This window comes from Sorangium sp. So ce834, from assembly GCF_051521425.1.
Classification (GTDB): domain Bacteria; phylum Myxococcota_A; class Polyangia; order Polyangiales; family Polyangiaceae; genus Sorangium; species Sorangium cellulosum_D.
Genome location: NZ_CP150351.1, coordinates 1,593,144 through 1,608,790, shown reverse-complemented (window position 1 = coordinate 1,608,790; position 15,647 = coordinate 1,593,144). Strand labels below are relative to the sequence as shown.

Below are 15,647 nucleotides of genomic sequence, written 5' to 3'. Positions count from 1 at the left end.
AAACCGCCGCGCGCAGCGGCGCGGCGCGGCGGCGCGTCAGGGCCTCGTGGGGCGGCGGGCCACGGCGACCCCGGCGGACTCCCCGAGGCAGATGCGCGCGAGCGAGAGCAGCATCGCGTTCTCGCGGACGCGGTGCAGGAAGCTCTCGCGCTGGGCGGGCTCCGGGATCTCCGCGGCCCGGGCGAGGAGCCGGTCGCGGCCCCGGGCCGCGGCGGCGCGGGCGCCCTCGACGTCGCCCGCGGCGCGCGCCGCCTCGACGACGGCCACGAGGACGAGCGACTCGAAATCCTCGATGCCGCCGTAGCGCGCGAGGATGCCCTCGGCCTCGCGCGCCGCCGAGAGCGCGGCGTCGGCGCGCCCCTGGGCGGCGAGGGCGCGCGCGAGCGCGGCGAGCGCGCCGGCGCGGGCGGGGGGCACGACCTGGAGCAGCTCCGCGGCGTCGCGGGCGTCGGACTCGGCCGCGGCGAAGTCCCCGGCCGCGTGGGCGATGAGGGCGGCGTAGATGCGGGTGCCGCCCTCGAAGCGCAGGTTGCCCTGCGCGCGGGCCTCCAGGATGGCCTGCCGCGAGAGCGCGAGCGCGTCGTCGAGCCGGCCGCTGGCCGCGAGCACGCGGCCGAGGTTCTGCCGGGCGCGCGTGGCGACGGTGCGCAGCCCCATGCGCTCGGCCGCCGCGAGCGCGGCGGTGAGCTCCTCGCCGGCCCGCTCGAAGTCGCCGAGCGCGAGGAGCGCGAAGCCGAGGCTGACGCGCGCGTTGCACGCGTCGCGGACGCCGCCGGCCCGCTCGAACGCGGCGACCGCGGCCGCGTAGCCCGCCACGTCGCCCGCGGGATCGCCGAGGTGCCGCGCCCGCGCGCCGCGCAGCCGGTGCACCTCGGCGGCGGCGCGCGGCGAGAGGGAGTCGAGATCCCCCGCGAGGGCGCGGACCCGCGCGATCAGCGCGTCGGCCTCGGCGTAGCGCCCCGCGGGGAAGAGCTGGCGCGCCGCCGAGCACAGGGCGATGACGCGCGCCGAGCGGATGTCCGCGGCGACCCGCGCGCCGGCCGGCGCGCTCCCGGCCGGCGCGCTCCCGGGCGCGCCCGCGTCGCCGGGGGCGCCCTCCGCGGCCGCGGCGTCGCCGCACGCGGCGACCTCCTTCGCCCACGCGGTCGTGAGCATGGTATCGCCCCTCCGGCCGCTCGCGCTCATCAGCTCGTCGGCGGCGCGGAACCAGAGCGGCGCGCCGCGGGGCAGGCGCCGCGCCGCCTGGGCCGCGCAGCGCTGGGCCTGCTCGAACTCGCCGCGCCAGCGGTGCGCCTCCGCCTGCACCAGGCGCAGCGCGCTCAGCGTGTCGCCTTCGCGCGCGCCGCTCGGGCCGGCCGGGGCGCCGTGCTCTCCGGCGGGCTCCTCGCCCGCGAGCCGATCGCAGAGGTCGCCGTGCCGCGCGCCCCGCTCCGCGAGCGCGATCGCCGCGGCGAGATCGCCGCGCTCGAGCGCCTGCTCGGCGCCGCGCAGGAACCACTGCATCGCCCGGCCGTGCTCGCCGCCGTGGTCGAAGTGCTCCGCGAGCGCGATCGCGTCGCGCTCCCCGGCCTCCTCGAGCCACGCGCCCGCGAGCCGGTGGCCGAGGAGCCGGTCGCCCCGGGTGAGCGTCGCGTAGGCGGCCTCGCGGAGGCGCGCGTGCCGGAACGCGTACTCCTCCTCGCCCGGGAGCCTGCACGCGGGCCGCCGCTCGATGAGCGCGCGCGCGGCGAGCTCGAGGAGCCACCTGTCCAGGTCCTGCGCGCCCTGCGCCCCGCCGAGCAGGGCGGCCACGCCGCCGCGCCAGAACGCCTCGCCGAAGATGCTCGCCGCGCGGAGGATGCGGCGCACCGCCGGGTGCAGATCGTCGAGGCGGGCGTGCGCCATCGCGAGCACCGTCTCGGGCGAGCCCTCGGCGTCGCCGCGGGCGACCGACCGGATCAGCTCCTCGAGGTAGAACGCGCGCACCGGCGCGCGGCCGTCGGCGCGCGCCTCCGCCGCGAGCGCCTCGCGGGCGAGCTGCCCCGGGGCGCCGGGGGAGCGCTCGCCGCGCCGAGGCTCGGCGGGGCCCGCGCCGGCGCAGATCTCCGGGAAGAGGCGCTCCATCTCGCCGCGGCCGAGCGCGAGCAGGCCGGCCGTCACGTCGTCGATCAGCACGCCGCCGCGCGGCGGGGCGCCGTCGCTCCCGTCGCTCCCGTCGACCGTCGCGCGCTCGCCCCCGGCGCGCGGGCGGGCGCCGAGCAGCGCCGCGGCGCGATCGATCACCTGCCGCGCCGGCCAGCGGCCGGAGGCGACGTCCTGGCCCGTCGCGAGCGCGATGGCGGCGTCCGCGGGCAGCAGCGCGCGCAGCGCGAGCGCGCAGCGCGCCGCGTGGGCCGCCTGGTCCATCGGCGCCCTCGCCTGCGCCCCGGCGGGGCGCGGCGGCTCCGCCAGCGGATCGGCCTCGCCGGCGATCGTGACGAGGAGCCACCTGGCGGCGAGCCGGTCGACGCGCCCTCCGAACGGCGCGACCGCGGCCCGGACCGCCGCCTCGGTCGCGGCCCTCGGCGCGGACTCCTGGAGCTGCGGCGGCGGCCGAGCGGCGCCCGGCGCGCCGGACCCGGCGCCCGCGGCGTCGCCGGGGAGCGCGCCGTGGATGAGCACCACGCTGATGAGCCGCGGCTCGCCCGCGGCGCTCTCGGCCAGCGCCCGGGGCCTCGTGCTCGGCGTGCCGCTCTCGCCGGGATCCCTGGCCTGCTCGCGGGCGGCGCGGAGCTGCGCCGCGCTCGCGAGGACCTCGTTCCCGTCCCGCGGGCGGCCGTCCGGGTCCTTCTCGAGCATCCACGCGACCAGCTCGTCGAGCGCGGCGGGCACGTCGGGTCGCAGCTCCGAGAGCCGGCGCGGGCCCACGAGGGCCGCCTTCGCCAGGATCGCCATCACCTGGTCCCCAGCAAAGGGCGGCCGGCCGGTGAGGCAGTTCCAGATCACGCACCCGAGCGAGAACACGTCCGCGCGGGCGTCCACGTGCGCGTCGCCGCGCGCCTGCTCGGGCGCCATGTACCCCGGCGTCCCGAGCGTCACCCCGTTGCGCCCGCCCTCGCCGTCCCGGAGGACGCCGCCGTCGTGCCCGCGCGCGGGCAGCCCCGCGGAGCCCGCCGCGCCCGCGCCGGCGCGGGCGATGCCGAAATCGACGATCTTGGCGCCCTCCAGCGCGCCGCCCGGCAGGAAGATGTTCCCGGGCGTGACGTCGCGGTGGACGACGCCCCGCTCGTGCGCCGCGCCGAGCGCGCCCGCGAGGCGCTCCAGCAGCGTCACCGCGCCGTCCACGCTGAGCCGCGCGCGCGCCACGCGCGCGGCGAGATCCTCGCCCTCGAGCCACTCGAGCGCGAGGTACCGCTGCTGATCCGCGGTGACCCCGTGCGCGACGTAGCGGACGATCCCCGGATGGCGCAGCCCGGCGAGGAGCTGCGCCTCGCGCTCGATCCGCCGCTCCTGATGCTCGTCCCCGCGGTGCAGGATCTTCAGCGCGACCGGGCTGTCGTCGGTCAGGTCGGTGGCCCGGTACACCGAGCCCATCCCGCCCGATCCCGCCAGGCCCTCGATCCTGAAACGGTCCGCGACCGTGACTCCCGGGCGCATCAACCGGGCGATTATACGTGGGGCCGCGGTCGGGGATAGGGGAAGCCCTCGGCGCGGCGGCGGCGCGCGACCCCGGCCGGCGCGCGGCGCGCGCCGCCGCATACGCCCCCGTCGCTCCGCGCGCGTCCGAGGCGGCGTCAGCGGAAAGCTGCGGAGCAGGCGCACCGCTGCGGTAAGCTCTGGTCGATGCCTCGCCCCGGCTACGACAGCGTGGTGCTCATCACCGGCTTCCCCTCGTTCATCGCGCGGAAGATGCTGCAGCACATCCTCGCGTCCGAGCCGCGCGCGCTCGTGTATGCCGTGGTGCTCGCGAAGTCGTCGGCGCAGGCGAGCGCGGAGCGCGACGCGCTCGCGCCGGCGGATCGCGAGCGCGTCGCGCTGATCGAGGGGGACGTCGCGGCGATGGATCTCGGGCTGTCGGGCGCCGAGTTCCGGCAGCTCGCGCGCGAGGTCGACCGGATCCACCACCTCGCGCACGTGGGCCACGCCGGCGCCGACCGGAGCACCGCCCACGCCCAGAACGTCGTCGGGACCGCCGAGGTGATCGAGCTCGCCCGGGCCTGCACCTCGCTCCAGTGCCTCGTGCACCAGTCGACCGCGTTCGTGGCCGGAGATCGCACGGGGACGGTGTACGAGGATGATCTCGACGCGGGTCAGGCGTTCCGCAACCCCGTGGAGGAGACGCGGATGCGCGCGGAGGTGCTCGTGCGGCGGGCGATGCGCCACGTGCCGGCGGCGGTGGTCCGGCCGACCACGGTGGTGGGCGACTCGGCGACCGGGGAGATCGACCGGCTCGACGGGCTGTACCTCCTCGTGCTGCTCATCATGGCGGCGCCGGCCGACATGGCGATCCCGCTGCCCGGCCGCGGGGACGTGCCGCTCAACATCGTCCCCATCGACTTCGTGGTCCGCGCGACGCACGCGATCGGCCTGCACCGGCTCGCGCCGCGCCGCACGTTCCACATCGCCGACCCGCACCCGCTGTCGGCGCGGCGGGTCTTCGACCTCATCGCCCGGGCGAGCGGCCGCCGCGCCGCGCGCGGCCACATCCCGTCGAACCTCGCCAAGGCGCTGCTCCGCACGCCCGGGATCGAGCGCTTCGTCCGCAGCCCGCGCGCGTTCGTCGAGCAGCTGATGACCCCGGTGCGCTACGACGCCCGGAACGCCGACCTCGTGCTCGGCGGCGCCGGGATCGCCTGCCCCCCCTTCGAGTCGTACGTCGACGTGCTCGTCGGCGCCGTGCAGGAGCGCGTCCGGGAGCGGCGCGAGCGCCAGGAGATCGAGGCCAGCGCGGACGCCGAGCTCGACATCGAGGATCCGCTGTCGTGAGCGGCGCAGCCTGCGCCGCGGCCCGCGCGGACGTCCCGGAGCGCAGCCTCGCCGCGCCGCCGCGCCGCCTCGCCGCGGCGCTGCTCGCGGCCGCGGCGCTCGGCTGCAGCTCGACGCGCGAGCACGTCGCGCCGCCGTCGCCCGAGGTGGGGGCCGCGCCGCCCGCGCCCGCGGCGCCCGCGCCGCGCCCGGCGGAGGCCGCCGCCCCCGCGCCGGCCGCGCCGCGCCTCGGCGACGCCCCGCTGGCGCGCCCGCCGGAGCTGGATCTCTTGCGCCCGGAGGACGGGCCCTACGCCCACTTCTTCGCGGCGCTCCGCGCCCTCGAGCAGGGGCGCCGCAGGGACCACGTGCGCATCGCCTGGCTCGGCGACTCGCACGCCGCGGCGGATTTCTGGAGCGGCGCGGTCCGCACGGCGCTCCAGCGGCGCTTCGGCGACGGCGGCATCGGCTTCGTGCACCTCGGCTATGCCGCCTACCGCCACGACGGCGCGCGGCTCACGGCCGATGGCAAGTGGCGGACCCGCCCGAAGGCGCCGGGCGGCTCCACGCCGGTCGACGACGGCGCCTTCGGGCTCGGGGGGATCCTCTTCAGCGCGCATCCGGGCCCGGCGCGCGCGGAGATCACGGTGACCGGGGCCGGGCCGTCCGCGCGGCTGCTCTGGGACGTGTGCTTCCGGTCCAGCGCGCCGACCGACGAGCTCGCGGTGACGATCGAGGGCGGCCCGAGCGAGATCCTCCGCGGCGCCGCGGGCGACGACGCCGGGGCGCTGCAGCACGCGAAGCTCGCGAGCGTCGGCGCGACGAAGCTCGGCGTCGTGCCGTCGGGCGCGCCCGAGCTCTGCGGGCTCGTCGTCGAGGCCGATCCGGAGGTGAAGCCCGGGGTGGTGCTCGACACGCTCGGCATCAACGGCGCTCGCCTGGCGACGCCGCTGCGGTGGAACGAGCTCGCCTGGGCCGCGGAGCTCGGGCGGCGCTCGCCGGAGCTCGTGGTGCTGGAGTACGGCACGAACGAGGCGGGCGACGTCACCACGGATCCGTCCCTCTACGCGAAGCAGCTCGCCGAGCTGCTCGCGCGCACCCGCAGGGTCGAGCCCGACGCCGACTGCCTCGTCCTCGCGCCCACGGACCGGCGAGACGCGCCCGATCGCACGCCCGTCGTCCGGGACGTGCTGCGCGACGCCGCCCGGGAGGGCGGCTGCGCGTTCTGGGACACCTACGAGGCGATGGGCGGGCGGGGCTCGATCGAGACCTGGTACCGCGAGCGCCCGCCGCGCGCGTCGCGCGACGGCGTCCACCTGACCTTCCGCGGCTACCGCGAGCTCGGCGTGAAGCTCTCGAACGAGATCCTCGAGCGCTACCGCCCCTGACGCGCGCGTCCCGCGGGGGCTCCGTTCGACGGCGACGGCGGATCGAGGGGCCCGTGGCCTTGCTCGTGCCTTTCGGCTCTCGGTACCCGATCGGCGTGAAGGCTTCTCACGCGCGATGGGCGAAGGGGGCACATGCTGCATGCCGGGGACGTCGCAGGAGGTCGCTTCCGACTGATTCGGCCGATCGGCTCGGGCGGGATGGCGAGCGTCTGGTGGGCGCGCCACGAGCTCATCGGCCGGGACGTTGCGCTCAAGCTGTCCCCGGCGCTCCGGGACGACCAGGTCGTCGCGCGGTTCATCCGCGAGGCGAAGATCATCGGCAAGTTCCAGCACCGGAACATCGTCGGCGTGGTCGACGCCGGGGAGCTCCCGGACGAGGGCTACCTCTTCCTGGCCCTGGAGCTCCTGCGGGGCTCGCCGTTCGCGGATCGCCTCGTCCCGAGCCGGCCGCTGCCGCCCGAGGAGGTCGTGCCCGTCCTCATCGAGGTCTGCTGCGGGCTCTCGGCCGCCCACGCCGAGGGCGTCGTGCACCGCGACATCAAGCCGGAGAACATCGTGATGGCCATGGTCCCCGGCGAGGGGATCGTCCCGAAGATCGTCGACTTCGGCATCAGCCAGCTCACGGACGCGGGCGACGCGATCACCGTCGACGGGCAGCTGCTCGGGACGCCCTCGTACATGAGCCCGGAGCAGGCCCTGGGCAAGCGCACCATCGACGCGCGCGCCGACATCTGGGCGGTCGGCGTGATGCTCTACGAGGCGCTCGGCGGCGCGCAGCCGTTCCGGGGGGGCAACCACCACGCGGTCCTCCGGCGCATCCTCGAGACCGAGCCCGCGCCGCTCCCGCCCTCCGTCCCGCAGCGCCTCCGGAAGATCGCCGCCCGCTGCCTCGAGAAGGACCCGGCGCGGCGCTACCCGGACGCGGCCTCGCTGCGCGCGGATCTGACGGGCGCGCTCGACGATCTCGGCGCGAGCGCGCCCGCGCCGATCGTGATCCTCTCGCCGGCGTCCGTGGGTCGGCGGTCGCTCGAGACGACGCGCCCCCGCGGCGCGCTCGCCGCGCCCCCGCGGCTCGCCCTCCGCGCCCTCGGGCGGCTCTGGACCTCGAGCGCGCGGGCGCCCCGGTGGCGCGAGGCGACGACGCTCGGGAGCGCGCCGCGCGCCGCGTCGCCGGACGCGCGGCGGCGCGCGCGGGCGATCACGGCGCTCCGGGTCGCGGGCGCGGCGGTGCTCGCGGCGGCGCTCAGCTCGGCCGCGCTGCGGGCCCCGACGGACGAGGAGGCCGGGAACGCGGCGCGCGAGAGCCTCCGCCCCGTGCTGGCCGCGGCCTTCGCCGACAGCGGCGCGTGGCGCCGCGGCGCGGGCGCGCCCGGGGCGGCGGGGATCGACGCGCCGCGCGCGCCGCACGCGGCGTCCGGCAAGGCGGCGGGCCGCGGCGGCGCGATGGGCTCGCCCGAGCTCGCGTCGGCGGACCCGGGCAGCCCCGAGATCACGGCGGCGGCGGAGGACAAGCCCCCGCGCTCGCAGGCGCCGCGCGGCGCCTCGAGATCCCGCATCACGAGCCCCGGGTTCTGATGAGCGGCGCCGCACGGATCCCCGCTCTGCGCGCGCGCTCCCGCCGGCGCGCCGTCGCGCTCGGGCTCGCTGGCTGGGCGCTGCTCTCGGCGCCCTGGGTCCGCGCGCAGGACGACGGCGCGACGCGCGCGCTGCGGCTCCAGTTCGCGCAGGGGCTGACGCTCGAGGGCGCCGGACGCTGGGCCGACGCGCTCGCTCGGTTCGAGGCGATCGCCCGCCACCGGCCCACGGCGAACGTGGCGTTCCACATCGGTCTCTGCCACGAGCGGCTCGGCCGGCTGCGGACGGCCGAACGGACGTACCAGGACGCGCGCGCCACGGCGCGGGCCGCGGCGCCCGCGGTGCTCGCCGAGATCGACGCGCGCCTCCAGGACCTCGAGGGGCGGATGCCCCGGATCGTGCTGAACCTCGCCGGCGCGACCGAGGGCGTGACGCTGCTGCTCGACGGCGAGGAGGCGCAGCCATCGCGCGCGATCCGGGTCGATCCGGGCCCGCACGTGGCCGTGGCGCTGCGGCACGGGATCCCCGTCGCCGCGAGCGCGTTCTCGAGCCACGAGCGCCGCACGCGGTTCGTGACGCTGACCGTTCACCCCATCGCGATCGGCGCGCCGCCCCCCTGAGCTGACCGGTCCGCCGGCCTCGCTCGCTCCGCCCGCCCGCGATCACAGGCGGGATCTCTGGCGCGCGGAGCGCGCGCGGCGGACCGCTCGCCTCGCCGGGCGATCGCCAGCGCGCCGCGCGCGGCGCCGACCGGGACGGCCCGCGCCGGGCCCCCCACACCCGAGCACTTGTGTGCGCGCGGAGGAGCCCTCACCCCTCGCTGCGAGCGCGGGCGCGCCGCGGCCACGCTCGCAGCGAGAGCGATCGCGTCGCGCGGCTTAGCGCTCGTCGCCGGCGTGTCAAGCCGCGAGCGCGACAGCGGCGCGCCGCCGAGATCGCGCCGATTTGAAGGCTTTTCGCGGCGCGCGCGGCGCTGGCCAGGGGCGCCAGGCGCCCGCTCGGACCGCGCTCTAGGTGCGCCTGACAGGGCGCTCCGGACACGGCCAAGCTCGCCGTGTCCGCGGCCATGAACGCTGGATCCAGCTTCTGACGTCCTGATAGCATGCAAGTCCCATGGCGCTCGACAGGCCGCCCGGTGCGGGCTCTGCTTCGCGACTCGGCAATTATGAGCTGCTGAAAGAGCTCTCCGGCGGCGGGATCGGGTCCACGTGGCTCGCGCGGGCGGCGTCCGACGACGGTGAGGCGGCGAGCGCCGCGCCTGTCACGATCCTGCGCATCTACCGGCACCTCACGAAGAAGCCCGAGACCGCGGACGGCATCCTCCGCGAGGCCGGGATGGCGCAGCAGGTCCGCTTCCCCAACGTGCTCTCGGTGGTCGACGCGCGCGTCGCCGACGGCGAGGTGTTCATCGTCTCGGCGTACGTGGAGGGCGAGCCGCTCGGCGCGCTCGTCTCGGCGGCCGGCGCCGAGGGGCTGCCGCTCCCGGTCGCGCTCCGGATCGGGACCGACGTGCTGCGCGCGCTCGCGTCCGCGCATGCGACCGAGCCGGCGCCGCTCGTGCATGGCGAGCTGAACCCGACCCACGTCACCATCGGCATCGACGGGGTCGCGCGGGTGAGCGGGCTCGGCGTCGCGCGGGCCATCGCCGGGCTCGCGCCCATGGGGACGAGGAACCCCGATCGCCTGGCCTATGCCGCGCCGGAGCGGGTCAAGGCGATGGCGGCGCACGCGGCGGCCCCGCTCGATCCGCCCGCCGATCTCTTCTCGGTCGGCGTGATCCTCTGGGAGCTGCTCGCGCGGCAGCGGCTGTTCTCGTCGAAGCTGGAGTCCGCGGTCATCCAGAAGGTGCAGACGGCGCCCATCCCGCCGCTCGCGGCGGGCGCCGTCCCGGCCGAGGTCGCCGAGGTCGTCCGGACCGCGCTCGAGCGCGATCCGGCGCGCCGCTTCGAGAGCGCGTCGGCGATGCTCGCGGCGCTGGAGGCCGCGGGCGCGGGGCGGATCGCCGCGGCGGAGGACGTCGCCGCGACGGTGAGCCGGCTGGCCGGCAAGACGATCGAGCCGCGCAGGACGATGATCGCGGCGGCGATGGCGGGCGCGGTCGGGTCGCAGCTGTCGCCGCCGCCGCGCGCGCGCGGCGCGACGCTGGTGGGCGTGGCGATCCCCGTGGTCGAGAGCGCGCTCTCCCCGCGCGGCGATGGCCCCCGCCACGCGATCACCGCGCCGTCTCCGCGCCCGCGTGGGACGCCAGGCCCGCCGGCGGTCGCGGGCGCCGCGGTCGCCGCGAGCCAGCTCCGCCCGTCGGGCGGCGCGACCGCGCCGAAGGAGGCCGCGGCGCCGAAGAACGGCCTCGCTGCCAAGGCAGGGGCCGGCGCGTCGAACGGCGCCGGGCCGGCGGCGCACGCCGACGTGGACGTGGACGTCGACTGGGGCTCGCCGGACGACGTCGCCGGCCGCGGCTTGCCCGCGCCGCGGCCCCCTGCGGCGACGCTGCCGCGGATCGAGCTCTCGAGCGAGAGGACGGAGAGCCGCGACGCCGCCGTGGCGAGGCCCGAGGTCCCCGCGGCGGCGACGGCGACGGCCGCGCGGAAGGAGCAGCCGCCTGCGCGGCCGGGCGTGCCGCGGCCCGGCGATCCGGGGGACAGCCTGGTTGCGGCGCGGACAACGCCGACGCCGGCCGAGGGCACGGTGCCGAAGCGGCCGACGCCCGTTCCGGCCGCGCCGCTCCCGAGGCCGCCGCGCCCGCCGGCGCCGCGAGGGGTGCCGTCGCCGCCTGCGGCGCCCGCGGCTGCCGGCGTTGCGCCGCCCGCGGCTGCCGGGTCTGCGACCGCGGCGAGCCCGGTGACGCCGCGCGTACCCGTGCCGCCCGCCGCGCCGCCAGCTCCTGCCGCGCCTCGCGTCCCGGTGGTGCCCGCCGTACCGCCCGCGCCGCGTGCCGCCGGCGCGCCCGCGGCATCGCCGGCGCCGGCCACACCGCGCGCGCCGGTGGTGCCCGCGGTGCCCGTGGCGCCGGCCCTGCCCCGGTCCCCCGCGGCGCCCGCGCCGGCCGCTGCGCCCGCCGCGGCGACCGCGGCGCCGGCGACCCCAGCGCCCGCCGCGCCGCCTGCGCCTCTCCAGGCGCCGCCTTCTCCTGCGCCGGCGTCGTCCACCTCGCCGGCCATCCCTGCCGCGCTGAGGGCGCCGCCCGCGCCGGTGTTCGCCCCTCCAGGCGGCGGGGCGGCTGCGCCGGCGGCGGCAGCGGCGCACGAGATCGCGATCGCCGGCGAGCCGGCGCCGACCTCCGGCAGGACGCTCCACACGCCGACGGGCGCCCAGGGCCCGACGAAGCTGTGGGGTCGCGCCGCGTCGGCCGTCGACCGTCTCGGGCCGGGGAGCACCCTCGGCCGCTACGAGATCCTCATGCCGGTCGCCAAGGGAGGCATGGCGGCCGTCTGGGCCGCGCGCCTGCAGGGCACCCGCGGCTTCCGGAAGATCGTCGCGATCAAGACGATGCTGCCCGACGTCTCCGACGACCCCGACTTCGAGTCGATGTTCCTCGACGAGGCGCGGGTCGCGGCGCGCATCCGGCACCCCAACGTGGTCGAGATCCTCGACCTCGGCGAGGAGGACGACGTCCTCTACATCGTCATGGAGTGGGTCGACGGCGAGACGGCCGGCACGCTGCAAAAGGCCGCCAAGCGGCTCGGCGGCATCCCGCAGCGGATCGTGCTCCGCATCGCCTCCCAGATCTGCGCGGGCCTCCACAACGCGCACGAGCTCCGCGACGACAGCGGCGCGCTGCTCGACCTGGTCCACCGCGACATCTCGCCGGCGAACGTGCTCATCTCCACCGCCGGCTTCGTGAAGATCGTCGACTTCGGCGTGGCGAAGTCGAAGGGGCGCCTGCACGTCACGCGCGCCGGCGGCATCATCAAGGGGAAGACGCCGTACCTGTCGCCCGAGCAGCTCGGCGGGCTCCCCATCGATCGCCGGAGCGACATCTTCTCGCTCGGCGCGCTGCTGTACGTGCTCACGACGGGCCTGCACCCGTTCCGCGCCGAGACCGAGCTCTCGACCGTCGAGAACATCACGATCAAGAACCCGCTCCCCCCGCGCGAGCTGAACGGCGCGATCCACCCCGAGCTCGAGCGGATCATCCTCAAGGCGCTCGAGAAGGATCGCGAGAACCGCTTCTCGACGTGCGCCGAGATGCAGCGGGCGATCGATCAGGTGGCGTCGACGCTCGGCGATCCCACGACCGACGAGGACGTGGCGGCCTTCGTGCGGCAGGCGATCGGCGAGATCCAGTCGAAGCGCGCGCAGGAGCTCCGCGACGCGATCGCCGCCGTCGACGCCGGGTCGGCCCTGAACTCGGAGCCGCGCTCTGGCGCCTCGCCGGATCTCCACGCCGCGCCGCCCGACCCGGGCCCTGGCGCGCGCGAGGGCGCGGCCGCGGCCGGCGCGGCCTCGAGCGCCGCGGCGGCGCCCCCGGCTGCAGCGCAGGAAGAGGAGAGCCCCGTCAGCCTGGAGCCGATCTCGTTCGAGGAGATCGCCGCGCCGGCGAAGCCCGCCGAGGCCCCGCCGCGGCTCATCATCGCGCCCGCGCTGCAGGCCGACATCTCGCCCGCCGAGCCGGCCGAGCCGTCGAGCCCGCGGCCCTCCTCGCGCGACGGCAAGCCGCTCGGCTCGTCCGTGCCGCGGGTCCTCCCGGCGGCCGGCATGCCCGCCACGAAGGTGCTCGCGGCGGCGGATCCGCCCGCCTCCAGGGCGGCGGCGCTCGGCGCGCGCTTCACGAGGGGCGGCTCCCGCAGCCTGGCCAACGACGTCGGTGAGGTCACGGCGGTCGACCGGTCGTTCGAGACCGGGCAGCGCCGCAAGCGGCTCCAGCTCATCGTGGCCGGCGCGGCGATGTTCTGCGTGGCGATCGGCGCCGTCGCGCTGGTCGTGCGCAGCGGCGACGAGCGCGCGACCTCGGAGAGCGGCAAGGCGCGCGTCGACGCGCTGCCCGCGCCCGAGCCCGCGGCCTCCGCCGCGCCCACGGGCGCGACCACGAGCGCGGCGGAGGCCGTGCCGGCCGCGCCGCCCGCGACCGCGGAGCCTCCGCAGGCAGCGCCGCCGCCGCCTCCCGAAGAGGCCCCGGCGCCTGCCGCCGCGCCTCCCGACGACGCGCCGGCGCCTGCCGCCGCGCCTCCTGACGACGCGCCGCCCCCGGCGGCCAAGGCGCTCCCGGCGCCGACGCCGGCGCCCGCGGCGACCCAGGCCGCGCGCCCCGCGTCGACCGCGCGCCCTGGCTCGACCGCGCGGCCTCGGCCGACGTCCACCTCGACGAAGCCCGCGCCCAAGCCGGCATCGACGGCCAAATCGACCACCAAAAAGAAGTACAACCCCTCGGGGATCTGACCACCGTGCGACCTCGACCCTGGCTCCGTGCGCTGCTCTTCGGTGCGGCCTCTTGCCTCTGCCTGTGCACGCTCCCCGCGCCCGCAGCGGGCGCGGACGCCCCCGCGGCCACGCCGTCGCCGGACGCGGTGGAGAAGGCGCAGAGCCTCTTCAAGAAGGGCGCGGCCCTCTACGAGAGCAAGCGCTACGCGCTCGCGCTGGAGCAGTTCCGGGCCTCGTACGCCGCGGTGGCGAGCCCGAACTCACGCCTGTACATCGCGCGCTGCCTCGCGGATCTGGGCGAGCACACCGAGGCGTACCTCGAGTTCGAGCAGGTCGCGGCGGAGGCCGCGGCCCGCGCGGCGACCGAGCCGCGCTACGCTCAGACGGAGCAGACGGCGCAGCTCGAGCGCGACGAGCTCGCGCGCAAGATCGCGCTCGTGACGGTCGCGGTGGCGCACCCGGACGCCGCGATCTCCCTCTCGATCGCCGGCAAGGACGTCCCGCGCGAGCGGTGGGGCAAGCCGTTCCCGGTCAAGCCCGGCAAGACCGAGGTCGTCCTGCGCACGAGGACCACCTCGATCCCGCAGACCCTGGATCTCTCGGCGGGCGAAGCGAAGACCGTCACGCTCGATCCGGAGGAGCCCGGCCAGGCCGGCGCCGCGGACGGCGGTCCGGCGCTCCTCGACGAGGGACCGAGCTTGCCCGAGGAGGCGCCCTCGGCGCGGGCGTACCTGCGCCCCTACGCCTATGCAGCCGGCGGCGTGGGCGTGGCGGGGCTCGCCGTGTTCACGGTCGCCGGCTTGATGGCGAACAGCACCTACAGCGATCTCGCCGAGAGCTGCCGGGGCCCCTGCCCCATCGAGCGGAAGGACGACGTCGATGCGGGCAAGGCCCAGCAGGCGATCGCCAACGTCGGGGTCGTGGTCGGCGCGATCGGGCTCGTCGCGAGCACGACGCTGCTGGTCCTGAGCTTCACGGGCGGCAGCGCCGGCGAGCCGCAGCGCAGCACCGCCTCGACGCAGCTGCTCGTCGGCCCCGGCTTCGCCGGCCTGCGCGGCACGTTCTAGCTCCGTCGCGTTCGGTGAGCCGCCTGGAGGCGAGGAGCGTCAGGAACACAGATTCCTGAGCACTTTCGCATCCTTGTCGCCTTGGCGGTCGCCCGCCCCGGGCCTTCACGAGGGCGAGCCGCCTGCACCCGGCGACAAAACGAACGGGCGGGATCGCTGCCGCGACCCCGCCCGCCTGCCGTCGATCGCTCGCGCTACCGCGGAGCGATCAGCGACCGCCGCCCTTGGCGACCTTGGCCTTCTTGTCCCCGGAGTGGCCGTGGAACGTACGCGTCGGCGCGAACTCGCCCAGCTTGTGGCCGACCATGTTCTCCGTCACGAACACGGGAACGAACTTCCTCCCGTTGTGCACGGCGAAGGTCAGGCCGACCGACTCGGGCAGGATCGTCGAGCGGCGCGACCACGTCTTGATCACCTTCTTGGCGTTGGTCGCCTGGGCCGCCTGGATCTTCTCCAGCAGGTGACCGTCGATGAAGGGCCCCTTCTTAATGCTCCTCGGCATGACTAACCCTTGGTCCCGCGCCGACGGACGATCATCGTGTCGGTGCGCTTGTTGTTCCGCGTCTTGAGGCCCTTGGCGAGCTGACCCCACGGCGAGCACGGGTGGCGCCCGCCGCTCGTCCGGCCCTCACCGCCGCCCATCGGATGATCGACGGGGTTCATCGTCACGCCGCGGTTGTGCGGCCGGCGACCCAGCCAGCGGGAGCGCCCCGCCTTGCCGAGGCTGATGTTCGCGTGCTCGGCGTTCGACACCTGCCCGATCGTGGCGCGGCAGTCGAGGTGCACCTTGCGGATCTCGCCGCTCGGGAGGCGGACCTGCGCGTAATCGCCGTCCTTCGCCATGAGCTGCGCGGCGACGCCGGCCGAGCGAACGAGCTGGCCGCCCTTGCCCTTCTTGACCTCCACGTTGTGGATGGAGGTGCCGGGCGGGATGAAGCGGAGCGTCAGGCTGTTGCCCGGCTTGATGTCCGCGTTCCGGCTCGCGAGCAGCGTCGCCCCGACCGCGAGGCCGTCGGGCGCCAGGATGTAGCGCTTCTCGCCGTCCACGTAGTGCAGGAGCGCGATCCGCGCCGTCCGGTTCGGGTCGTACTCGATGGCGGCGACCTTCGCCGGGACGCCGATCTTGTCGCGCCGGAAATCGATGATCCGGTAGCGCTGCTTGTGACCGCCGCCGCGGAACCGCGACGTGATGCGGCCGTTGTTGTTCCGGCCGCCGGTGGACGTCTGCTGCTCGAGCAACGACCGCTCGGGCTCGACCTTCGTGATGTCCTTGAAGTCGCTGACCGAGTAGTAGCGCCGCGCCGGCGAGGTCGGCTTGAAGGATCTGATTCCCATG

General features: G+C 77.0%; 9 protein-coding genes. 6 read left to right on the top strand and 3 right to left on the bottom strand.

The annotated features are described in order from the left end of the window. Positions 1–36: 36 nt before the first annotated feature. Positions 37–3,615: a protein kinase domain-containing protein gene (locus WMF20_RS05885; protein WP_437611410.1), complete on the bottom strand. Its 3,579-nt coding sequence runs from the start codon at positions 3,613–3,615 to the stop codon at positions 37–39. Between the two features lie 186 nt (positions 3,616–3,801). Here WMF20_RS05885 and WMF20_RS05880 point away from each other — a divergent pair, with 186 nt between their 5' ends. The 6 genes from WMF20_RS05880 (at position 3,802) to WMF20_RS05855 (ending at position 14,311) form a co-directional block, all read left to right on the top strand. Next, positions 3,802–4,944 carry an SDR family oxidoreductase gene (locus WMF20_RS05880; protein WP_437611408.1) on the top strand — a complete coding sequence of 381 codons (1,143 nt, stop codon included), beginning with the start codon at positions 3,802–3,804 and terminating at the stop codon, positions 4,942–4,944. Further along, a complete protein-coding gene (locus WMF20_RS05875) occupies positions 4,941–6,311 on the top strand; it encodes a GDSL-type esterase/lipase family protein (protein WP_437611406.1) in 1,371 nt (456 codons plus the stop codon). Before WMF20_RS05880 ends, WMF20_RS05875 begins: the two co-directional genes overlap by 4 nt. Positions 6,312–6,443: 132 nt before the next feature. After that, positions 6,444–7,886: a serine/threonine-protein kinase gene (locus WMF20_RS05870; protein WP_437611404.1), complete on the top strand. Its 1,443-nt coding sequence runs from the start codon at positions 6,444–6,446 to the stop codon at positions 7,884–7,886. Next, positions 7,886–8,506, top strand: coding sequence for a tetratricopeptide repeat protein (locus tag WMF20_RS05865; RefSeq protein ID WP_437611402.1), 621 nt, complete (start codon positions 7,886–7,888; stop codon positions 8,504–8,506). Before WMF20_RS05870 ends, WMF20_RS05865 begins: the two co-directional genes overlap by 1 nt. A gap of 493 nt (positions 8,507–8,999) precedes the next feature. Continuing rightward, entirely contained in the window at positions 9,000–13,262 is a 4,263-nt protein-coding gene (locus WMF20_RS05860) for a protein kinase domain-containing protein (RefSeq protein WP_437611400.1), read from the top strand. A 5-nt stretch (positions 13,263–13,267) separates the two neighbouring features. Further along, positions 13,268–14,311 (top strand): tetratricopeptide repeat protein, encoded by a 1,044-nt coding sequence (locus WMF20_RS05855; RefSeq protein WP_437611398.1) that lies wholly within the window; start codon positions 13,268–13,270, stop codon positions 14,309–14,311. Between the two features lie 208 nt (positions 14,312–14,519). On the opposite strand, the gene rpsS is transcribed toward WMF20_RS05855, so the two are convergent. Both rpsS and rplB read right to left on the bottom strand, forming a co-directional pair. Continuing rightward, positions 14,520–14,813 (bottom strand): 30S ribosomal protein S19, encoded by a 294-nt coding sequence (rpsS, locus tag WMF20_RS05850; protein WP_129573400.1) that lies wholly within the window; start codon positions 14,811–14,813, stop codon positions 14,520–14,522. A 2-nt stretch (positions 14,814–14,815) separates the two neighbouring features. Further along, positions 14,816–15,646, bottom strand: a complete 831-nt coding sequence (rplB, locus tag WMF20_RS05845) for a 50S ribosomal protein L2 (RefSeq protein ID WP_129573399.1) — start codon at positions 15,644–15,646, stop codon at positions 14,816–14,818. Between the last annotated feature and the right edge of the window lies 1 nt (position 15,647).